The sequence below is a fragment of the Kribbella italica genome (assembly GCF_014205135.1).
GTDB lineage: Bacteria > Actinomycetota > Actinomycetes > Propionibacteriales > Kribbellaceae > Kribbella > Kribbella italica.
Genome location: NZ_JACHMY010000001.1, coordinates 7,887,183 through 7,906,819 on the forward strand (window position 1 = coordinate 7,887,183; position 19,637 = coordinate 7,906,819).

Annotated in this window: 20 protein-coding genes, 1 pseudogene and 1 riboswitch; of the genes and pseudogenes, 8 read left to right on the forward strand and 13 right to left on the reverse strand. The window is 70.0% G+C overall.

Annotated features, from left to right (window positions below; translation table 11 throughout):
* Nucleotides 1-468 precede the first annotated feature (468 nt).
* Nucleotides 469-1,710: a cation:proton antiporter gene (locus HDA39_RS36990; RefSeq protein WP_184803282.1), complete on the forward strand. Its 1,242-nt coding sequence runs from the start codon at nt 469-471 to the stop codon at nt 1,708-1,710.
* A 76-nt stretch (nt 1,711-1,786) separates the two neighbouring features.
* On the opposite strand, the gene HDA39_RS36995 is transcribed toward HDA39_RS36990, so the two are convergent.
* Complete coding sequence (locus tag HDA39_RS36995) at nt 1,787-1,951, reverse strand: hypothetical protein (protein ID WP_184803284.1); 165 nt, start codon at nt 1,949-1,951, stop codon at nt 1,787-1,789.
* Between the two features lie 70 nt (nt 1,952-2,021).
* Here HDA39_RS36995 and HDA39_RS37000 point away from each other — a divergent pair, with 70 nt between their 5' ends.
* From HDA39_RS37000 to HDA39_RS37010, 3 genes are all read left to right on the forward strand, one after another.
* Nucleotides 2,022-2,987 (forward strand): GlxA family transcriptional regulator, encoded by a 966-nt coding sequence (locus HDA39_RS37000; protein WP_184803286.1) that lies wholly within the window; start codon nt 2,022-2,024, stop codon nt 2,985-2,987.
* A gap of 65 nt (nt 2,988-3,052) precedes the next feature.
* Nucleotides 3,053-3,193, forward strand: a riboswitch (SAM riboswitch).
* An 11-nt stretch (nt 3,194-3,204) separates the two neighbouring features.
* On the forward strand, nt 3,205-4,470 hold the full coding sequence (gene thrC, locus HDA39_RS37005; RefSeq protein WP_184803288.1) for a threonine synthase: 1,266 nt from the start codon (nt 3,205-3,207) through the stop codon (nt 4,468-4,470).
* Nucleotides 4,467-4,745: a ubiquitin-like small modifier protein 1 gene (locus tag HDA39_RS37010; RefSeq protein WP_184803290.1), complete on the forward strand. Its 279-nt coding sequence runs from the start codon at nt 4,467-4,469 to the stop codon at nt 4,743-4,745. The genes thrC and HDA39_RS37010 overlap by 4 nt, the downstream gene beginning before the upstream one ends.
* Before the next feature lie 46 nt (nt 4,746-4,791).
* Here the strand turns inward: HDA39_RS37010 and HDA39_RS37015 are convergent, their stop codons facing one another.
* The gene (locus HDA39_RS37015) at nt 4,792-5,223 is read right to left on the reverse strand and encodes a GNAT family N-acetyltransferase (protein WP_184803292.1); all 432 of its coding nucleotides are present in this window, start codon (nt 5,221-5,223) and stop codon (nt 4,792-4,794) included.
* Nucleotides 5,213-5,929 (reverse strand): VOC family protein, encoded by a 717-nt coding sequence (locus tag HDA39_RS37020; protein ID WP_184803294.1) that lies wholly within the window; start codon nt 5,927-5,929, stop codon nt 5,213-5,215. The genes HDA39_RS37015 and HDA39_RS37020 overlap by 11 nt, the downstream gene beginning before the upstream one ends.
* Before the next feature lie 201 nt (nt 5,930-6,130).
* Between HDA39_RS37020 and HDA39_RS37025 the strand changes: the two genes are divergently transcribed.
* On the forward strand, nt 6,131-7,168 hold the full coding sequence (locus HDA39_RS37025) for a zinc-binding dehydrogenase (protein WP_184803296.1): 1,038 nt from the start codon (nt 6,131-6,133) through the stop codon (nt 7,166-7,168).
* Here the strand turns inward: HDA39_RS37025 and HDA39_RS37030 are convergent.
* The 6 genes and pseudogenes from HDA39_RS37030 to HDA39_RS37055 form a co-directional block, all read right to left on the reverse strand.
* A complete protein-coding gene (locus HDA39_RS37030; RefSeq protein WP_184803298.1) occupies nt 7,151-8,032 on the reverse strand; it encodes a hypothetical protein in 882 nt (293 codons plus the stop codon). The genes HDA39_RS37025 and HDA39_RS37030 overlap by 18 nt on opposite strands.
* A complete protein-coding gene (locus HDA39_RS37035; RefSeq protein WP_184803300.1) occupies nt 8,029-9,174 on the reverse strand; it encodes an L-histidine N(alpha)-methyltransferase in 1,146 nt (381 codons plus the stop codon). The genes HDA39_RS37030 and HDA39_RS37035 overlap by 4 nt, the downstream gene beginning before the upstream one ends.
* A gap of 206 nt (nt 9,175-9,380) precedes the next feature.
* Complete coding sequence (locus tag HDA39_RS37040) at nt 9,381-9,581, reverse strand: cold shock domain-containing protein (RefSeq protein ID WP_184803302.1); 201 nt, start codon at nt 9,579-9,581, stop codon at nt 9,381-9,383.
* A gap of 182 nt (nt 9,582-9,763) precedes the next feature.
* Nucleotides 9,764-10,942: pseudogene (locus HDA39_RS37045) on the reverse strand (Cmx/CmrA family chloramphenicol efflux MFS transporter); the annotation flags it as partial.
* A gap of 226 nt (nt 10,943-11,168) precedes the next feature.
* Complete coding sequence (locus tag HDA39_RS37050; protein ID WP_184803304.1) at nt 11,169-11,348, reverse strand: hypothetical protein; 180 nt, start codon at nt 11,346-11,348, stop codon at nt 11,169-11,171.
* On the reverse strand, nt 11,345-12,667 hold the full coding sequence (locus HDA39_RS37055; protein ID WP_184803306.1) for a PspC domain-containing protein: 1,323 nt from the start codon (nt 12,665-12,667) through the stop codon (nt 11,345-11,347). Before HDA39_RS37055 ends, HDA39_RS37050 begins: the two co-directional genes overlap by 4 nt.
* 205 nt (nt 12,668-12,872) lie before the next feature.
* Between HDA39_RS37055 and HDA39_RS37060 the strand changes: the two genes are divergently transcribed.
* The 3 genes from HDA39_RS37060 to HDA39_RS37070 all read left to right on the forward strand — a co-directional run bounded on the left by HDA39_RS37060 (nt 12,873) and on the right by HDA39_RS37070 (nt 16,561).
* On the forward strand, nt 12,873-14,420 hold the full coding sequence (locus HDA39_RS37060; protein ID WP_184803308.1) for an ATP-binding protein: 1,548 nt from the start codon (nt 12,873-12,875) through the stop codon (nt 14,418-14,420).
* A complete protein-coding gene (locus HDA39_RS37065) occupies nt 14,417-15,058 on the forward strand; it encodes a response regulator (RefSeq protein WP_184803311.1) in 642 nt (213 codons plus the stop codon). Before HDA39_RS37060 ends, HDA39_RS37065 begins: the two co-directional genes overlap by 4 nt.
* A 180-nt stretch (nt 15,059-15,238) precedes the next feature.
* Nucleotides 15,239-16,561, forward strand: a complete 1,323-nt coding sequence (locus HDA39_RS37070) for a C1 family peptidase (RefSeq protein WP_184803313.1) — start codon at nt 15,239-15,241, stop codon at nt 16,559-16,561.
* A gap of 52 nt (nt 16,562-16,613) precedes the next feature.
* Here the strand turns inward: HDA39_RS37070 and HDA39_RS37075 are convergent, their stop codons facing one another.
* From HDA39_RS37075 to HDA39_RS37090, 4 genes are all read right to left on the reverse strand, one after another.
* The gene (locus HDA39_RS37075; protein WP_184803315.1) at nt 16,614-17,366 is read right to left on the reverse strand and encodes an alpha/beta fold hydrolase; all 753 of its coding nucleotides are present in this window, start codon (nt 17,364-17,366) and stop codon (nt 16,614-16,616) included.
* Between the two features lie 94 nt (nt 17,367-17,460).
* The gene (locus tag HDA39_RS37080; protein ID WP_184803318.1) at nt 17,461-18,186 is read right to left on the reverse strand and encodes a PIG-L family deacetylase; all 726 of its coding nucleotides are present in this window, start codon (nt 18,184-18,186) and stop codon (nt 17,461-17,463) included.
* 103 nt (nt 18,187-18,289) lie between these two features.
* Entirely contained in the window at nt 18,290-18,901 is a 612-nt protein-coding gene (locus tag HDA39_RS37085) for a ClpP family protease (RefSeq protein ID WP_184803320.1), read from the reverse strand.
* On the reverse strand, nt 18,898-19,497 hold the full coding sequence (locus HDA39_RS37090) for a ClpP family protease (RefSeq protein WP_184803323.1): 600 nt from the start codon (nt 19,495-19,497) through the stop codon (nt 18,898-18,900). Before HDA39_RS37090 ends, HDA39_RS37085 begins: the two co-directional genes overlap by 4 nt.
* Nucleotides 19,498-19,637: the final 140 nt, after the last annotated feature.

Genomic DNA, 19,637 nt, shown 5'->3' on the forward strand with positions numbered 1-19,637 from the left:
GTGGTGGCTGAGCCCGGCGGCCATGCGGCCGAGCACGAGGCCGGTGGCTGAAGCCGCGCCGGCCGGAAAGAGTTTGGTGCGGAGCCTGCCTGGAGGTGTGCTGGCTGCGGGTGCCTGCCTGGAGGTGTGCTGGCTGCGGGTGCCTGCCTGGAGGTGTGCTGGCTGCGGGTGCCTGCCTGGAGACGTGCTGGCTGCGGGTGCCTGCCTGGAGACGTGCTGGCTGCGGGTGCCTGCCTGGAGACGTGCTGGCTGCGGGTGCCTGCCCGGAGACGTGCTGGCTGGGGTTGAGCTTGCCGGGCATTCACTTCTCACTGTTTTCCGGCCGGAGCGGTCTTAGCCACAGGCCACCTGCTCGGCCGCATTGTCGTTAGCCTCACCTCAGCTCTCCGCCTTTAGCTCTTTCAGGTGTCCTGTGTCACCCGGTGTGGGGCGAGTCCTGGCCGGGTGGGTGGGCACTAGGTTCCCATCATGCGGATCGACGGGGACGGGCTGTACCTGGTGGCGGGGCTTGCGCTGCTGGTGGGGGCTGTTCTGCCGCGGCTGCTGAGGCGGTACGCCGTGTCGGCGCCGATCGCGTTTCTCGGGGCGGGGTTGTTGCTGGGGTTCGTGGTGGACCGGGGGAAGCTGAGTCCGATCGCCGAGCCGGGGCTGACCGAGCATCTGGCGGAGTTGACGATTCTGGTGGCGCTGATGGGCGTCGGGCTGGCGATCGATCGGCCGATCGGGTGGCGGCGGTGGAAGGTGACGTGGCGGCTGCTGTTCGTGGCGATGCCGGCGTGTGTTGCCGCGGTGGCGGGGCTGGGGTGGTTGCTGGGGCTGGCGCCGGCGGTGGCGCTGCTGATCGGCGCCGTGCTGGCGCCGACCGATCCGGTGCTGGCGTCCGACGTGCAGGTGCAGGGGCCGACGACCGGTGAAGGGGCCGAGCCGGAGGAGGACGACGAGGTTCGGTTCGCGCTGACCTCCGAGGCCGGGCTGAACGACGGGCTGGCGTTTCCGCTGGTGTACCTGGCGATCTTCGCCGCGACCAAGGGCGCACTCGGCGACTGGGGGCTGGAGTGGCTGGCCTGGGACCTCGTCGGCAAGACGGTGATCGGCGTCGCGATCGGCGTCGGCGCGGGCTGGCTGCTGGGGCGGATGGCGTTCTCGGCGCCGTCGCCGAGCTTCCGGCTGGCGGATTCGCGGGAGCCCGTGCTCGCCCTGGCGATGACGCTCGGCGTCTACGGGCTCGCGGAAGTGCTGCACGGGTACGGCTTTCTCGCCGTCTTCGTCGCCGCTCTGACTCTGCGCAACCAGGAACGCGGGCACGACTTCCACGAGGACCTGCACGGTTTCCTCGAGCAGCTCGAACACATCCTGACCTGGGGAATCCTGCTGCTGCTCGGCGTCGCGGTGACCGGCGGACTGCTCAAACCGCTCGACCTGACCGGCATCGCGATCGGCGTCGCCCTGATCGTCGTCATCCGCCCGCTGACCGCCTGGCTCAGCCTGCGCAAGACACCGATGCGCCGCTCCGAGCGCTGGGTCACGGCGTCGTTCGGCGTCCGGGGTGTCGGCTCGATCTTCTACCTCGCGTACGCCGGTTCGGACTTCGCCGACGACCTGCCCTGGCTCTGGGCGACGGTCGGCTTCACCGTCGTGCTCAGCGTGGTGGTGCACGGCATCGCGGCGACCCCGCTGATGCGGATGCTCGAACACCACCGCGAGGCCTGACCGCGATGTGCACCACTGTCCAACCTCCGCGCGGACGGCGTGTCGGGGGGCGACACGCCGTGGATGGCGAGGTTGGTCAGTGGTGCACGTCCGGGACCCGGGGCGCTCGGCCGCGGACACGCGGCGCCGGACCGTAGGCCGGAGCCGGCCGGTTGCGTGCTCGCGCCGGGGGCTCGACCCCGTGCCGGACGGCGGACGCGGCGTGGATCCCGGCCAGAAAGTCCTTCAGCTTCTCGAACATGACTCCATCGTCCGAGCTTCGGCGCGACCGCAGAAGTGGCGCAAAGGACGCTGACCGCTAAGATTACGACATGCCCCAGCGAACCGTCTCCGTGCTCGCGTACGACGGCATGACCGCCTTCGAGGCCGGCATCGTGATCGAGGTGTTCGGCCTGGTCTGGCCTGACATCGACGAGCCCTGGTACGAGCTGAAGGTCTGCACCGAGACCCCGGACCCGATCCGCGTGATCGGCGGCGCGACACTCAGTACGCCGTACGGGCTCGAGGACTTCGCCGCCGCGGACACGGTCGTCGTGCCGAGCATCGCCAACCCGGCGCAAACCATCTCCCCGCAGCTCGTCGAGGCCCTTCGGCGCGCCCACACCCGCGGCGCCCGGATCGTGTCGATCTGCTCCGGCGCCTTCGCGCTGGCCGCTGCCGGTCTGCTCGACGGCCGCCGCGCGACCACGCACTGGCGGTACGCCGACCAGCTCCGCGAGCGTTACCCGGCGATCAAGGTCGACCCCGAGCCGCTCTACACCGACGAGGGCGACGTCTTGACCAGTGCCGGCTGCGCGGCCGGCCTCGATCTCGCGCTGCACCTCGTCCGCAAGGACCTCGGCGCCGCCGTCGCGAACGCGGTCGCCCGGCGCCTGGTCATCCAGCCCTACCGGTCCGGCGGCCAGGCGCAGTACATCGAGTCCCCGATGCCGCCCGACCCGATCGACGCCCCGGTCGCCCGCAGCCTCGGCTGGGCGCTGGAGCACCTCGCCGAGCCGATCGGCGTACCGGATCTGGCCCGCGAGGCCGGGCTGTCGCCGCGGACCTACCTGCGGCACTTCACCCGCGAGACCGGTACGACGCCCGCCAGGTGGCTGATCGCCCAGCGGATCCAGGCCGCGCTGGCGATGCTGGAGACCGGGGACGCGCCGGTCGAGGAGATCGCGCTGGCCGCCGGGTTCGCGACGCCGGTGACGTTCCGGCACCACTTCGCGAAGGCGGTGAAGACGTCGCCGTCGGCGTACCGGCGGACCTTCCGGGAGCGTCGTCCGGGCTGAGACCGGCCGTCTCGGATGGTGGGATCACAGGACACAATATGGACCCGATTGGGTAACCTCGAACCTGCTCATCCAGAGGGACTGAGGGAAACGGCCCGTTGAAGTCCCGGCAACCCTCCCCGTGGAGGCCCCGTCCTGGGGTGCTCGCGGTGGACCGGTGCCAAATCCGTCCCACGCCGAGATCCGGCGCCCGGGGAAGATGAGGAGGAACCTCTCCATGAGCCAGACCGCCACCACCCCGCACACCATCCGTGAAGGGGCCTTCGGCAACGGTACGCACCTGAGCTGCCGGGCCTGCGGGGCGAAGTCCGAGCTCGGCCCGTTCTACGCGTGTATGGAGTGCTTCGGTCCGCTGGAGGTCGGGTACGAGTTCCCGGCCATCACCCGCGAGCAGATCGAGGCCGGACCCAAGAACATCTGGCGCTACCAGCCGCTGCTGCCCGTCCCCGTCGACGTGGCCAGCTACCCGAACACCGAGCCGGGCTACACCCGGCTGATCGACGCCGGCAACCTGGCCCGCGAGCTGGGCCTGCGCAAGCTCTGGGTGAAGGACGACTCGGGCAACCCCACGCACTCCTTCAAGGACCGTGTGGTCGCGAGTGCCCTGAGCGCCACCCGTGAGCTGGGCATGAAGGTCTTCGCCTGCCCCTCGACCGGAAACCTGGCCAACGCCGTCGCCGCGGCCGCCGCCCGGGCCGGTATCCGCTCGGTCGTCTTCATCCCGAAGGACCTCGAGCGCCCCAAGATCATCACCACCGCCGTGTACGGCGGGACGCTGGTCGCCGTCGAGGGCAACTACGACGACGTGAACAAGCTCGCCTCGGAGATCGCCGGCGAGGAGGACGGCTGGGCGTTCGTCAACGTGAACGTGCGGCCGTACTACTCCGAGGGCTCCAAGACGCTCGCGTTCGAGATCGCCGAGCAGCTCGGCTGGCGGATCCCGCAGCAGGTCGTCATCCCGGTCGCGTCCGGTTCGCAGCTGACCAAGATCGACAAGGGCTTCACCGAGCTCGGCAAGCTGGGCCTGGTCGACGCGACCGACTACAAGATCTACGGCGCCCAGGCGACCGGCTGCTCGCCGGTGGCGCAGGCGTTCCGCGACGGGCACGACGTGGTCAAGCCGGTGAAGCCGGACACGATCGCGAAGTCGCTGGCGATCGGCAACCCGGCCGACGGGCCGTACGTGCTCGACGTCGCCCGCCGGACCGGTGGTGTGATCGAGGACGTCAGCGACGAAGAGGTCGTCGAGGGCATCCAGCTGCTGGCCCGGACCGAGGGCATCTTCACCGAGACCGCGGGCGGGGTGACCGTCGCGACGCTGAAGAAGCTGATCGCCACCGGGCAGCTCGACCCCGAGGCCGAGACGGTGATCATCAACTCCGGCGACGGGCTGAAGACGCTCGACGCGGTGGCCGACCGGGTCGGCCCGAAGGTGACCATTCCCGCGTCGTACGACGCCTTCGTGAAGGCAGGTCTGCAGTGAGCGTCAGTGTCCGCGTCCCGACCATCCTGCGGCCCTACACCCAGGGCGCGTCCGAGGTCTCCGTCGAAGGCTCGACCCTGAGCGAGGTGCTGGAGTCGCTCGACTCGTCGTACCCGGGCATCAAGAGCCGGGTGCTGGACGACTCGGGCGAGCTGCGCCGCTTCGTCAACGTGTACGTCGACAACGACGACGTCCGGTTCTCCGAGGGACTGCAGACCGCGATCAAGGACGGCGGGCAGGTCTCGATCATCCCGGCCGTGGCCGGCGGCTGCTGAACTTCCTCCGAAGCACCCCTCGATCCCGAGGGGTGCTTCGGCGTTTCTAGGCCGGCGGGCGCGCCTGGAACGCCTGCTTCACGTCGTCGCGGAATCCGCAGGCCCGGTAGAACGCGTGCGTGGACTCACGCTTCGAGCCGGTCATCAGCATCACCTTGTAGCACCCGGCGTCCCACGCCGCTTGCAGCGTGCCCGCCATGATCTGCTGGCCGAGCCCGGTGCCGCGGCGGCTCTCCTCGACGACCACGTTCTCGACCACGGCGTACGGTCTGCTGCCGCGCGTGAGGTTCGGGACCAGGTTCAGGTACGTCGTCGCGACGACGTCGCCGTCCACCTCGAGCACGGACAACCGGAACGCCTCCGACGCGAGGATCCGGTCGAAGCCCGAGCGGTCGGTCAGCACCGGCTCCTCGGGGTGCAGTTGGTGGTAGAGGCCGGCGATCGCCGTGAAGTCTTCGGTGCGGGCCTCACGAAACACCGCGGAGCTCCAGGCCGAGGATCTGCTTGGTCAGCGGCCGGTCGGTGAGCACGAGCGCCGTGAGACGGTCGGCCGGACCCTCCTCGAACCACACCGCGCCGCCGGGCAGCTCGACTTTGGTGTCGTTCACCGGAAGCTCGGTCAGCTCGCTGAGCCAGCGTGCTGCTTCTTGGGGGTCAGGCGTCTCGATGACGAAGGCGGTCAGGTCGTGCGCGCCACGGTCGACCAGGTGCGCGGCGTACTGCTTGACCAGGGTGACGCGGTCGGGCGTGTAGGTGATGAAGAACGGCGCCCACGCCGGGGCGTCGAGCAGGATCAGCTCCTGGAAGGAGACCGGCGATCCCTCGCGGGTGAACGTGTGCAGCTGGCACGGAACGCCCTGCTCCAGCAGCCGTTCCTGGGTCGCCGTGACGTCGGTGACGTTGATCGCGAAGTTCAGCGCGCCACCACCGGCGGCGATCAGCTGGTTGATCGTCGGTTGCCAGGAGATCGTCGACACCCCGAACGGCGACGTCGCGAACTCGTCGGCGTCGACGATCGTGAGGATCTCCAGGTACCGCTCGTCGAGACGCCACCCGGCGTTCTGGAAACCGAGGTACGGCGGGTTCACGTGCGCCGGCAGTCCGGCGGCGGTGTAGGCCTCGGCGCCGGCGGCGACGTCCGGCACGCAGTGCAACAGGTGGTCGAACTCGGGATTCTCAGGCACCTCGCGATCCTAAGAGACGGACGGGCCGAGGTGCACCACGGATCAGGCGCCGCTGCGGTATCTGCACCACTCACCAACCCTTGTCTGCGAGAGTTGACACGGTTGGTTCACGCCTGGGGAGGCGGGGCCCGGGGTGGTTGGTGAGTGGTGGAGATCCGGGTCGGGTAGCGGTGCGGGGTGGAGTGGCCTGAGGATGGCGGGATGCGAGCGATTGTGGTTGAGCGGTACGGCGTACTGCCTACGGTGCAAGAGGTTGCGGAGCCTGAGGTTGCCGCGGGTGGGGTGGTGCTGAAGGTCGAGTCGACCGGGTTGTGCCGCAGCGACTGGCACGGGTGGCAGGGGCATGACTCGGACATCGTGCTGCCGCATGTGCCGGGGCATGAGGTGGCGGGGACGATCGCCGCGGTGGGGGACGGGGTGCAGGGGTGGGCGGTCGGGGATCGGGTGACGACGCCGTTCATCTGTGCTTGTGGGGAGTGTGAGCAGTGCTTGGAGGGGAATCACCAGGTCTGCCCCAACCAGTTGCAGCCCGGGTTCAACTACTGGGGGTCGTTTGCGGAGTACGTCGCTCTGCCGTTCGCCGCGGTGAATCTGGTGCGGTTGCCGGAGGGGATGTCGTTCGACACGGCGGCGGGGTTGGGGTGCCGGTTCGCGACCTCGTTCCGGGCGGTGCATCAGGTGGGGAAGGTGCAGGCCGGTGAGGACGTCGTGGTGTTCGGGTGCGGGGGTGTGGGGTTGTCGGCGGTGATGATCGCAGCCGCGCTCGGGGCGCGGGTGGTTGCTGTGGACACCAATCCGGGGGCGTTGGAGCTGGCGCGGAAGTACGGGGCCGCGGAGATCGTGCAGGCTGGGCCGGATGCTGTGGAGGAGATTCGGGCGCTGACCGGCGGTGGGCCTCGGGTGACGATGGATGCGCTCGGGTCGAACGAGATCGTGCAGCAGGCGTTGCGGGTGTTGCGGCCGCGGGGGCGGCATCTGCAGGTCGGGTTGCTGCCGGACGGCGTACGGCTGGATGTTTCGCGGGTGATCGGGCAGGAGCTGCAGTGGCTCGGGAGTCACGGGATGGCGGCGCACACGTATCCGGAGATGCTGGGGATGGTGGCGTCCGGTGTGCTGAGGCCGGCTGATCTGGTGACGCGGGTGATTGGGTTGGACGACGTACCGGCTGCGCTGGACGAGCTGTCGGCTGGTACGCCGGCTGGTGTGACCGTGATTCGGCCGTCAGGCGTCCTTGGGTAGGCGGGCGAGCAGGGTTTCGAGCATCTGGCGGGTGGTCGCGAAGTAGCTGTTCTCGTGGTTCAGCGCGCGGTGGAACGCGGCGAGCTCGGCGCTGGTGATCGTGCTCGAGAACGTGCTGATCTCGGTGAGGTCGAGGCGCCGGTTGAACAGGTGCACGGTGTCGCGCCAGCGGTGCAGCAGGCCGACGAGCTCGGCGTCGCGGTGCAGGCCGAGGGCGCCGGAGACGAGCGCGAGATCGACGGCCGAGACGACCAGGCGGGGGTAGACCTGGCGGTGGCTCGGCGGGGTGGGTGAGAAGCGTTCGTCGGCGAGGAGCTTGGTGTTCTCCTGCAGCTCGTCGGCGACGGCGCGCAGCACCTCGCTGCGGCGTTCGGCGGCGGCGGTGAGACGCTCGACGAAGATGCCGGTCAGGCCGGCGATCAGGGTGAGTGAGTTGACGGCCGGTTCCCAGCGGCTGTTGTCGGGCTTGAAGAACCAGATCACGCCGAGAACGAACGCCACCGCCAGCAGGCCGTAGCTGACGACGGAGACGACCGTACGGGGGTACGCCGCCCAGGCGGGCCTGTTTGTTGCCTCGGGCAACGCTTTGGTGAGTCGGCGCAGGCGCCCCAGCGCCCGCAGCCGCGCGGTCGCGATCCGCCGCTCGGGGGTGGAGGGGCGGGGGCTGTCGTCGGCTCCTTCGCTTCGCTCGGCGCCCGCTGGTGTGTCGGGTCTGGTGCCCTCGTCGGTGGCCGGTACTTGGGAGCGGGGCGCGCCGGTCTCGCCTTCGCTTCGCTCGGCGGGGTCCGCGCCAGGCCGCCCACCGTCCGCGCCGGGGCCACGCCCGGCGCCGCTCCCCGGCGTACCGGTTGGTCGGGTGTTCATCGCCAGATGTCGTCGGCCAGGGAGCTGGTGGTCTGGGCGGAGCCGGGGGCTAGCAGGAGCAGGTCGAGGCCGAAGGGGCTTGGGCGGCGGGTGCGGCGGAAGCGGGAGCGGGCGTGCTCGATCGGGTTCAGCTCGCAGGCGGAGGTGAGCTTCTTCAGCCGGTCGGTGGAGAACTTGCGGGTCGTGTAGAGCAGGATCGTGTCGCCCTTGTCGAGCGGGACGGCGGTGTGGTCCGGCAGGCCCATCACGATCTGGTCGGGGGTGTTGTTCTGCCAGACGATCTTCACCAGCAGGGCGTCGTCGTCCTCGACCTCGCCGCGGAAGTCGAGGTTGTCCAGCTCGATCCGCAGGTCGGTGTTGTACCGCAGCGCGCTGGTGACGAACTCCGCGAACGCCCGCGTCTGGTGGTACTCCTCGGCGGCCTCCTTCGCCGTCTCCGCGTTCAGCGCGTTCGTACTGGCGACCTCGAGCAGCAACCGGTCCTGCGGGCGGAGCACCTTCGTGAGGGTCTGCAGCAGTTCCAGATCGCTCTCGAAGTTGGCCAGCGTGTTGCCGGTCAGCCCGTACAGCAGCGGCTCATCGCCGACGAGCTTGGCCAGCATCTGCCCGAGCTGCTCGACGTTGTCGGCGATCGAGAAGTCCAGCTGGACCGGCAGCACCTGCGCCATCGGGAAGCCCGCGCCGCGGACCGGTTCGAGCGTGCCGAGCCGGAGCATCTCCGAGCTCATGTCGACCGGGATGTAGAACATGTCCGGGTTGTACCGGTGCAGATCGGCGACGATCGTGCGGTCCTTGACGCCCGTCCCCACACCCAGGCTGACGAAGTGGAACCCGCCGTGGTCGACGTGGGGCCGGACCTGTCGCCAGTGCCGCTGGAACGACTCGGCGCCGGCCTTCATCACCAGGTAGAACGGGTCGTTGGTCGCGTTCGCCCAGGCGATCGTCGGGCCGATTCCCCAGTACGAGAAGCCGGACGTGATCTGCTTGCCGTCCCCGGTCGTCGAGAACGGGCCGCGCAGGTCGCCGGTCAGCGTGGCCAGCTTGTCGGTCTGGTCCTCACCGACCAGCAGCAACGACCAGGAGAAGTCGTCGTCGACCAGTGCTTTCTCGAGCTTCCTGATCACGTGCACCGGCTCGCTCACCGCGGCAACCCCTCCCAAAGGCGTGGGCGCTCAGGTTATCGGTTGCCGCCGACGCTCGCAGTCCGGAAACCCGCTCCCGCGTCGCGCACCCTGACGTCCGAAGAACCCGCTTGCGTCCGAAGAACCCGAGGCTATAGGGCTCGGTTCTTCGGACGCAGCGAGATTCTTCGGACGCTAGCCGGGGCAGGGGGAGAGGTTGGCCAGGGTCAGACCGGGGTGACCGTGTCGGCCTCGCGGCCCTTGGGGCCGTCGACGACCTCGAACTCGACCTGCTGGCCGTCCTCGAGGGTCTTGTACCCGTCGGAGACGATCCGGCTCCAGTGGACGAACACGTCGTCCTGCCCGTCGACCGCCAAGAACCCGTAGCCCTTGTCGGCGTTGAACCACTTCACGGTGCCGCGCACCATTGGAAACTCCCGTGACCCTCAACGGGACCCGCGTACTCGGGTCCCTCCGGTGCCCGTCAGCCGGAGTGCGGCCGTGCCGAGCGGTCCACCAGACTAGCCGAACCTGCCTCGGTACGCCGGACCGGTGTCCGACGTGCACCACCGTCCAACGGTGTGTTCTCCCCGCCGCCCACGCCTGGAAGAGCGTCGGCCGGGCCATCCGGACGGGGTTGGACGGTGGTGCGCGTCGACGTGACGAGCGCCGTCAGCAACGCCGCGGCGACCAGGATCGCGCTGCACCACAGGGGCGCTCGGTCACCGGTCAAGGTGATGCCGATACCGCCCGCAACAGGGCCCAGTACGGCGCCCACGTTGAGCGCGGCCGTGGCCAGGCCGCCGGCCAGTACGGGCGACTCCGCGCCGGCGTACAGGGCGAGCGAGATCAGCGTCGATCCGACCGCGAACGACAGCAGACCCTGAACGAAGACGAGCGCGACAGCGGCGGCCGTCAACTGGGCGGTCGAGGCGAACAGGCACCAGCCCAGCAGGAGCGCGACCCCCGCAGCGGCCAGTACGCCGTGCGCCTGGCGGTCGGCGTACCGGCCGGCGAGGGTGACGCCCGCGAAGGAGCCCAGGCCGAACAGCATCAGCAACGCCGGGATCCAGGAGCGATCGAGGCCGGTGACCTCGGTGAGGATCGGGGCGAGGTAGGTGAACGTGCAGAAGGTTGCCCCGTTCACCAAGGCCCCGAGCGCGAGGAGTACGACGAGCCGCGCGCTCGGGCGAAGGCGCGCGACGGGAGGTTGCGTCGCGTCGGCCGGTGCGTCGTCGTACGGCGTGATCCGGTCGCTCGGGATCGACCGGAAGATCGCGACCAGCGCGGGCAGGCAGATCAGCGCGACGGCCCAGAACGCCGAGCGCCAGCCGAGGTGCTGCCCGAGCCAGGCCCCGGCCGGTACGCCGGCGATGCAGGCGAGCGTCGTACCGGCCAGCAGTACGGCGGTCGCGCGGCCCTTCGCTTCGACCAGCGTGGACGCGGTCGCCAGTGCGACAGCAAGGAACCCCGCGTTGGCCAGCGCCGCGACCAGGCGCGTGATCAGCAGCAGAGTGAAGTCGTCGGCCAGCGCACCGACGACATGGGCGAGCAGGAAGACCGTCAGGGTCACCAGCAGCGTGAGGCGCCGCGGCCAGCGACGGCCGAGCACGGCGATCGTCGGCGCGCCGACGACCATGCCGAGCGCGAACGCCGACGTGAGCCAGCCCGCGGTAGGGATCGAGACGGCGAGATCGGTGGCGATCTCCGGGGTGAGCCCGGAGAGCATGAATTCGGAGGTCGCCTGGGCGAACACGGCCAGGGCGAGCAGGTACAGCAGGCTGGGCAGATTGAAGAGCAAGGGCATCGAGGACTCCACGACCACGAGAGCGATGGACGCGGCAGAGCTGCCGCGCGGGAACACACATCGCCGACGGCCCGGAACAGGCTGAAGCCCGCACCGGCTGCGGTGCGGGCGAACGATCAGCCACCGAACAGTCGGTGGCTAGCCTCTGTCGGCCTCGGGCGTGGACACACCGGAATCCTAGAAGCGTGAACTGCCGAACCGCAAAGCGTTAACTGCGGCGGGAGGCGGCCAGGCCTACCGCGCCGGCGACGACCAGGAGGATTGCGGCGGTCAGGCCGAGGTCGTCGGTCTGGACGAGGCCTTCCTCGTTGAGCAGGTAGATGGTCGCGGCGCCGGTCAGGACGGTGCCGGTGATGACGCCGGGGACGTCCGCCTTCGTCTTCCTCATCCGCGCTCCACCGTGATGCTGCCGAGTTTGAGCTGGGCGTCGATGACGACCTTCTGCGGTCCGGCCTTGCCGTCGGCGCCGAGGTCGTTCAGCACGACCTTGGCCTCGTGGCCGCCTTCGCGCTGCCCGCCCAGGCCGATCACCTCGCCGGCCTGCGCGCTCAGCGTACCGGTGACGTCCACGTTGGCCGGCAGCTTCAGCACGACCTCGCCGAGGCCGCCGTCGATCGTGATGTGCGCACCGGGAGCGAACGTCGACTTGGTCATGTCGACGTGCACCGACCCGGCGTCGAACGTGTAGTTGTTGCTGGTCGCGGTGATCGGCTGGTCCGGTGTCGCGACCACGTTGACGTCCTTGAAGTCGCGCGGCACGCTCGGGAAGATCGTGGCGGCCGCGACGCCGACCGCGAGCAGGAGGCCGAGCGGGAGCAGCGCCATCGTGCGGCCGAGGAACCCGCCGATCAGCATCCCGGCGCCGAGCGTCGCGAGGCCGATCGCGAGCATCGTCGGGGTCGACGAACCGGCGATCCAGGCGATCGCGATCGCCAGGCCGGTCAGCGCGAGGACGGCGGGCTTCACCCCACGCATGCCCTTGACCGGCGGCTCGGCGGGCCGCGTCGGCACCGGGGTGTAGGTGGTGGTGGGCGGCTCGTCGACGTACAGGCCCAGGGGGTCGTCCTCGGTCCACACCGGCTGGACCGATTCGACGGTGCGGTCCTGTGGTCGCCGGGTGGCCGAGGACGACATGCCCGCCGGGGGAGGTGGCGGGCTGTTCTGGGGAGCGACGTACTGCGTGGTCTGCTGGTTCTGGGCGTACGGCGGGGTGCCGGGCTGCGGGAGCCTGGCGTCCTGCGGGCGGCCGTGCAGGTTCGCCGGCGACCAGTGCGCACCGCCGCCCTTCTTCGGCTTGCGCTTGAAGAGGAACAGCACGATCAGTACGAGGACCACCAGCGGCCCTGGGATCAGCTTGCCGACGTCGAAGGACGACATCACCGCGATCGCCAGGAACACGCAGATCCCGAGGACGACCGGCCACAGCCACGGGTGGTCGGGGCGGACGCGGTTGCCGAGCAGGCCCTCGACCGGGGCCCGGTCCGAGCCCTCGTCGGGCAGCAGGATCCAGCCGGCGGCGTAGAACAGGATGCCCGGGCCGGCGAGCACCAGGACGGCCATCAGGACACGGACCAGCACCGGGTCGACGTTCAGCGCGCGGGCCACGCCGCCGCAGACGCCGGACACCATCCGGTCGCTTCTGCTCCGTCGCCAGCTCTGCACGTCGCGCAGCTGGGTGCGATCGAAGCCGCTCTGGTTCTGCTCCATGACACCGATAGTGTCTCGCGCCGGGCCCCGGCGACATCGGGGATCCCCCTCTGCCGACCCCTGGAACTTGCCGGTCGGCGCGGATCCCAGGCGGAGACTCCGGGTTGTCCCCGATCCGACCCTGACCGCGGGGGGCCCGCGCTGAGGTGGCGTCCGGGGACAAGCCTGCTGGTGTCGGCCCGGTCCGCATGTGACGATCGTGGTGATGAGCCAACCAGCCGCAGCCGCGCCCCCCGGCGGATCCTCCAGTGCAGGAGGCCCCGCCGGGTCGCCGCACGGGCAGAACCAGTCCGCCGGGGCCGGCCAGCAGGCAGCGCCCGGAGGGCCTGAGCAGTACCGGCACTGGCACGGCGGTCCGGCCAGCAGTGCGGCGTACGGGATGCCTGGCGCCGGCCGGCCGGGTCAGCCGGGGTACGGGCCGCCTGGTGCGGGCCGGCTGGGTCAGCCCGGCGGTCCGCCGTACGGGCAGCCCGGTCCCGCTCCGGAGCCGCCGCCGGTACGGCGCGCCTACCGGCGGTTCGAGGGGCGGGTCGTCAGCGGGGTCGCGGGCGGGATCGCCGATCACCTGGGCGTTCCGGACATCGCGGTGCGGCTCGTGTTCATCGGGGCGACGGTGTTCGGCGGGTTCGGCGTACTGATCTATGCGGCGCTGTGGTTCCTGATGCCGCTGGCGGCTCCGACCGTCCCGGCCGCGCCGGGGCTGGCGGCGCACACCCGGCAGAACCTGCGCTCCGACGTTCCTCCGCCGCCGGTCACCGAGGCGCGGACCCGGCGCCGCGAGAAGAACCGCGGCCAGCTGATCGCGATCGTGGTCGTCTCGGCCGGCGTCCTGCTGCTCCTGCAGGCCGCCGGACTCGGGATCGCGGGCAAGATGTTCTGGCCGCTGGTCTTCGCCGGGACCGGTCTCGCGCTGATCTGGCGGCAGGCCGACGAGACGCAGAAGGCCGCCTGGACGAACAAGGCGCCGACGCTCGGCAACCTGCTCGGCAAGGGCGGCGGGATGAAGTCGATCGTCCGCGTCGTCGTGGGCGTGATCCTGCTCGGTACGGCGATCACGGTGTTCCTCGTCCAGAACGGCCGCCTCTCGCAGGTCGGCGACGTCCTGGTCGCGCTGCTGCTCGCGGTCGTCGGCCTCGGCGTCATCGCCGGCCCGTGGGTGCACCGGCTGAGCCGCGACCTGAACGCCGAGCGCGGCGAGCGGATCCGGTCGCAGGAACGCGCCGACATGGCCGCGCACCTGCACGACTCGGTGCTGCAGACGCTGGCGCTGATCCAGAAGCAGGCGGCGGACCCGAAGGCGGTGACGCGGCTGGCCCGCTCCCAGGAGCGTGAGCTGCGGGCGTGGCTGTACGACGAGGACGACCAGACCGACAAGACCCTGGCCGGTGCCGCGAAACGTGCCGCGGCCGAGGTCGAGGACTCGCACGGCGTACCGGTCGAGGTGGTCACGGTCGGCGACTGCGACCTGACCGAGGGGCTGTCGGCGATGGTGCGCGCGGCGCGGGAGTCGATGGTCAACGCGGCCAAGCACTCCGGCGCGGACAAGATCGACGTGTTCGTCGAGGTCGACGGCGACCGGGCGGAGATCTTCGTCCGGGACCGCGGCAAGGGGTTCGACACCGACGGCGTACCGGAGGACCGGCTCGGTCTGCGGCACAGTGTGATGGGGAGAATGGAACGGCACGGCGGCCGCGCGACGGTGCGGTCGAGCCCGGAAACAGGCACCGAAGTGCGACTGGAGATGGACAGATGAGTCAACGACGGGTGGTCGTCATCGACGACCACGACATGTTCCGGGCCGGAGTCCGCAGCGAGATCGGCACCGCGGTGGAGATCGTCGGCGAGGGCGCCGACGTGGACAGCGCGGTCAAGGCGATCGTGGCGAACGAGCCGGACGTCGTCCTGCTCGACGTCCACCTGCCCGGCGGCGGTGGCACCGAGGTGATGAAGCAGGTGCACCAGCGGCACCCGGAGATCAAGTTCCTGGCGCTGTCGGTCTCGGACGCGGCCGAGGACGTGATCGGGGTCATTCGCGCCGGCGCGCGCGGGTACGTCACCAAGAACATCAGCGGCACCGAGCTGGTCGACGCGATCGGCCGGGTCGCCGACGGCGACGCGGTGTTCTCGCCGCGCCTGGCCGGGTTCGTGCTGGACGCGTTCTCCGGCGCGATCGACATCGCGTCGGTCGACGAGGACCTCGACCGGCTCTCGCAGCGCGAGCGCGAGGTGCTGCGGCTGATCGCCCGCGGGTACGCGTACAAGGAGGTCGCCCGCGAGCTGTTCATCTCGGTGAAGACCGTCGAGACCCACGTCTCCTCGGTCCTGCGCAAGCTGCAGCTGTCCAACCGCCACGAACTCACCCGCTGGGCCACCGACCGCCGCCTGGTCTGAGCTGTCCGCCGAGTACGCCGTACGACGCCGGCCTGGCTGTGCGGCAGTGCGGCGTACGGACTCTGCCGCAGGACGCCGTGCCGACCAATGGGACGGGGCTGGCGGGTTCCGGACAGGGCACACATGCGCCACCCCGGCGGAGGAGCGAGGGGCTTCGGGGCTGAGATACCGTCGTTGGTTATGGAGCGGAATCTCACTGCCGAACAGCTGGCGCTCTTCGAGAAGGAGTTCGCGTCGAACCCGCAGTACCGGGTGATGCAGAACGCCGTCACGGAAACGCCGGTCGCCAAGATCGCCCTGGATCGCCAGGTCGTCACCTCGATCGACCACTCGGTGTCGAACCTGCTGGACGACTGGAAGGTGACCAACCAGAAGAAGAGCGGCCGCTGCTGGTTGTTCGCGGGCCTGAACCTGCTCCGGGCCGACACCGCCGAGAAGCTCGGCGTGAAGGACTTCGAGTTCTCCCAGAACTACCTGCTGTTCTGGGACAAGTTCGAGCGCGCCAACTTCTTCCTGGAAGCGGCGATCGAGACCACCGGCCGCGACGTCGACGACCGGACCGTCGCGCACCTGCTGTCGGACCCGATCGGCGACGGCGGCCAGTGGAACATGTTCGTCGCGCTGGTCCGCAAGCACGGCCTGGTGCCGAAGACCGCGATGCCGGAGACCGAGAGCTCGTCGTCGACCGCCCAGCTCAACGACACCCTGCGCAGGCTGCTCCGCCAGGGCGCGCGCGACCTGCGCAAGCTCGACGACGTCGAGGCGCAGCGCGCGCACAAGCGGGAGCTGCTGACCACCATCCACCGCGTGCTGAGCATCCACCTCGGGACGCCGCCGCAGAAGTTCCTGTGGCAGTGGAAGGACAGCGACAAGACGTTCCACCGCGACGGCTGGACCACCCCGGCCGAGTTCGCGGCGTCGTACGTGACGCTCCCGGTCGACGACTACGTCTGCATCGTGCACGACCCGCGCGAGTCCAGCCCGACCGGCAAGACGTTCACCGTCGACTACCTCGGCAACGTGATCGACGCGCCGCCGGTGGTCTACCTGAACGTCGAGATCGACCTGATGAAGCAGCTCGCCCAGGACGCGATCGTCGGCGGCGAGCCGGTCTGGTTCGGCTGCGACGTCGGCAAGCAGATGTCGGCCGACCTCGGGTTCTGGGACGCGGCGCTGTACGACTACGAGGCCGTGTACGACACGTCGTTCACGCTCGACAAGGCCGAGCGGCTGCTGCACCACGAGACGCTGATGACGCACGCGATGCTGTTCACCGGCGTCGACGTGGTCGACGGCGCGCCGCGGCGCTGGCGGGTCGAGAACAGCTGGGGCGACGAGAAGGCCGACAGCGGCTTCTGGACGATGAACGACTCGTGGTTCGGCGAGCACGTGTTCGAGATCGCCGTACGGCGCTCGGCGCTGCCCGCGGCGTTGCAGGCGGCCTTCGACGAGGCGCCGATCGTGCTGCCCGCGTGGGACCCGATGGGCGCGCTCGCGGACTGAGCTTCATGATGCTTTCGGCCCCGGACCCTTGGTGGTCCGGGGCCTTTCGCTGCTACTTGGTGAGCGCCTCGCGCACGAGAGCGACGCCTTCTTCCGGCCGCTCCATCGTCGGCAGGTGTCCCGCCCAGTCCAGCTCGGTGAGCTCGACGTCCGGCAGCTGACCGGCCAGGTGCTCGGCGCCCGCCCTGAAGAACTCGAGGTCGTGCGCCCCGACGAACAGCTTCACCGGCATCGTGATCTTGTCCGGCGTGACCTCGTACTCCTCGTTCTCCACGTCCCCCGCCGCCAGCTGCACCTCGAAGGCCCGCTTCTGCATCGCGAACACCAGCTCTTTCGCTGTGTCGTCAGCTTCCGGCCCGAGCCAGGTCTCCACGTTCAGCGCCGTCGCCGCGTCGACATCGCCCTTCTCCAGCAGCGCTTCCTCCTCGTCCCAGAACGCGCCGATGTCAGGAGTCGGCTCCACCCCGTCAACCGGCGGCGCCAGCAGCACCACCCGGCTGAACCGCTCCGGCGCCCGACTGACCGCCTGCAGTACGACGTTCCCGCCGTACGACGCCCCGACCACAGCCACCGGCTCGCCTTCTGCCTGGAGCGAGTCGAGCAGCTCCAGCAGATCCCCCGCGTCCGAGTACGCCGCCCCGGCGGCGAGCGGCGTCTCGCCGTACCCGCGCAGGTCGACCGTCACCACCCGATGATCCCGCCCCAGATCCTCGACCTGCGGCCCCCACATCCGCGAATCCGCCACCCCCGCATGCACCAGCAACACCGTGGGCCCGTCGCCCACCACCTCGAAATGATTCGTCATGCGAGGAGCCTCACGCCTCCAGCGCTCTGCTGCAAACGCTTAACCCCGCGCTGCGACCTAGGGCCGGGCGGCGGCCCTCTGGGCGCCTTCCGCACTAGAGGCGGATGACGGTGAAGAGTTCGGCGTAGTGGCCGTCGGGGAGGCCGGCGGTGGTGGCGTTGCGGGCGAGGTGGTCGCGGACTCGGGCGAACAGGTGGGTCGGGTCGCGGTGCTGGCTGTGGTGGGACTCCAGGGCGGCGAACTTCTGGTTCATCACGTCGGTGATGTCGACGTGGTGGTTGGTCTCGGGGTGTTCCATCAGCCACAGTTCGTCGACGTCCCAGGCCGGCTCGTCGAGGTCGGGGAACGCGTACGGGTTGCCGATCGCGGGGAAGAACGCGCGGACGGTCGCCTCGCCGGTCGCCAGGTGATCGGGGTGCGAGACCGGGAGCCTGGACCAGTTGCGCTCCGGTGAGGAGCTGACCAGGCGCTGCGGTCGGACCTTGCGGGTGATGCGGACGATGTCGCGGACCAAGGCGAGACTCGGCTCGACCTCGCCGTCGGCGTACCCGAGGAAGTGCAGCTGGTCGACCCCGACGTGCGCGGCCGCGGCGGTCTGCTCGGCCCGGCGTACGGCGGGCATCTCGGCGCGGTCGCGGTCCGGCTCGAAGCCACCGGCCTGGCCGTCGGTGACCAGGCAGTAGTGCACCTCGATCCCGGCCTTCGTCCAGGTCGCGACGGCACCGGCCGCGGCGAAGTCGATGTCGTCCGGGTGCGCGGCGATCACCAGTACGCGCTCGAGCTCGTGGTCCGGACGGGGGTTTGCCGCGGGTACGTTCACCCGACCACTTTAGGAGAACCTTCAAGCAACGGCCTGCTTGACGGCGGAGCCCAGTACGCCGGCCGCGCGGTCGGCCGGCGTACTGGGAGTTTCGGCAGGTCGCTCAGCTCGCGAAGGTCGCCAGCGCGCGCCGGTGCTGGATCACCGTGTCGACGATCCCGTAGTCGCGCGCCGCCTCGGCCCGGAGCACGTGGTCGCGGTCCGTGTCGTGCCGAAGCTGCTCGATCGACTGCCCAGTGTGCGTCGAAAGGATCGCCTCGACCTCCGCCCGCACGCGGACGACCTCGTCGGCCTGCAGGATCAGGTCGGGGATCGTGCCCTGACCGCGTGCGGCCGGCTGGTGCAGTACGACGCGCGCGTGCGGCACCACCGCGCGCTGACCCGGTTCGCCGGCCGCGAGCAGGACGGCGCCGGCGGCGATCGCCTGGCCGATGCAGAACGTCGAGACCGGCGAACTGATGTACTGCATCGTGTCGTAGATCGCGAGCATCGCGGTCATGTCGCCGCCCTCGCAGTTGATGTAGAGGTTGATCGGCTGCTCCGGCCGGTCCGCCTCCAGGTGCAGCAGCTGCGCGATCATCGCGTTGGCGACGCCGGCGTCGATGCCGGTGCCGAGATAGATGATGCGCTCGGACAGCAGGTGCGAGTAGACGTCCATGATCCGCTCGCCGCGCGCGCTCTGGGTGATCACGTTGGGAATCATGTAGCTGCTCATCGGGCCGTCTCCGTCCGCAGGGGGATGACCTGGTCGAACGAGTCGACCAGCTGGTCGATGAAGCCGAACTCCACCGCTTCGCGCGCCGTGTACCAGTGGTCGTGCAGGGAGTCCTCGTACACGGTCTCCACCGGCTGCCCGGTGTCTTCCGCGATCAGCCCGAGCACGGTGTCGCGGATGTGCCGCAGGTCGTTGGCCTGGATCTCGATCTCCACCGCCGACCCGCCGATCCCCGCCGACCCCTGGTGCATCAGCACCCGCGCGTTCGGCAGCGCGTACCGCTTTCCCTTGGCGCCCGCCGACAGCAGGAACTGCCCCGCGCTGCAGGCGAGTCCGAGGGCCACCGTCGCCACGTCGCACGGCACCAGCCGCATCACGTCCCGGATCGCCAGCATCGACGGCACCGACCCACCCGGCGAGTGGATCCACAACGCGATGTCGGTCTCCGGGTCCTCCGCCGCCAACGTCAGCAACTGCGTCGCGATCAAGGTCCCGTTGTCGTCGTCGAGCGGCCCGTCCATCACGACGACCCGCCGCCGCAACAGTTGCATCCGGGCCTGCTCCCCGAACATGGGTGGTTTGTTGTCATCAGCCATGCGTCCACCATGACCGGGCCGGTACGCCGTACCCCAGCTTTTCTGCTGCAAGCAACTCTGCTCTCAGCCAACACGCCGGCCGGAGTACCCCTTCTGGGCACCCGGCCAGGGCCGCATCGCCTGACAGCGATCTGAAAGTG

Coding starts and splice junctions, on each gene's coding strand:
- HDA39_RS37075 (WP_184803315.1), bottom strand. CDS start 17,366: ATGACGAATCATTTCGAGGTGGTGGGCGACGGGCCCACGGTGTTGCTG.
- HDA39_RS37050 (WP_184803304.1), bottom strand. CDS start 11,348: ATGAGGAAGACGAAGGCGGACGTCCCCGGCGTCATCACCGGCACCGTC.
- thrC (WP_184803288.1), top strand. CDS start 3,205: ATGAGCCAGACCGCCACCACCCCGCACACCATCCGTGAAGGGGCCTTC.
- HDA39_RS37000 (WP_184803286.1), top strand. CDS start 2,022: ATGCCCCAGCGAACCGTCTCCGTGCTCGCGTACGACGGCATGACCGCC.
- HDA39_RS36990 (WP_184803282.1), top strand. CDS start 469: ATGCGGATCGACGGGGACGGGCTGTACCTGGTGGCGGGGCTTGCGCTG.
- HDA39_RS37030 (WP_184803298.1), bottom strand. CDS start 8,032: ATGAACACCCGACCAACCGGTACGCCGGGGAGCGGCGCCGGGCGTGGC.
- HDA39_RS37060 (WP_184803308.1), top strand. CDS start 12,873: ATGAGCCAACCAGCCGCAGCCGCGCCCCCCGGCGGATCCTCCAGTGCA.
- HDA39_RS37040 (WP_184803302.1), bottom strand. CDS start 9,581: ATGGTGCGCGGCACCGTGAAGTGGTTCAACGCCGACAAGGGCTACGGG.
- HDA39_RS37065 (WP_184803311.1), top strand. CDS start 14,417: ATGAGTCAACGACGGGTGGTCGTCATCGACGACCACGACATGTTCCGG.
- HDA39_RS37070 (WP_184803313.1), top strand. CDS start 15,239: ATGGAGCGGAATCTCACTGCCGAACAGCTGGCGCTCTTCGAGAAGGAG.
- HDA39_RS37085 (WP_184803320.1), bottom strand. CDS start 18,901: ATGAGCAGCTACATGATTCCCAACGTGATCACCCAGAGCGCGCGCGGC.
- HDA39_RS37025 (WP_184803296.1), top strand. CDS start 6,131: ATGCGAGCGATTGTGGTTGAGCGGTACGGCGTACTGCCTACGGTGCAA.
- HDA39_RS37055 (WP_184803306.1), bottom strand. CDS start 12,667: ATGGAGCAGAACCAGAGCGGCTTCGATCGCACCCAGCTGCGCGACGTG.
- HDA39_RS36995 (WP_184803284.1), bottom strand. CDS start 1,951: ATGTTCGAGAAGCTGAAGGACTTTCTGGCCGGGATCCACGCCGCGTCC.
- HDA39_RS37090 (WP_184803323.1), bottom strand. CDS start 19,497: ATGGCTGATGACAACAAACCACCCATGTTCGGGGAGCAGGCCCGGATG.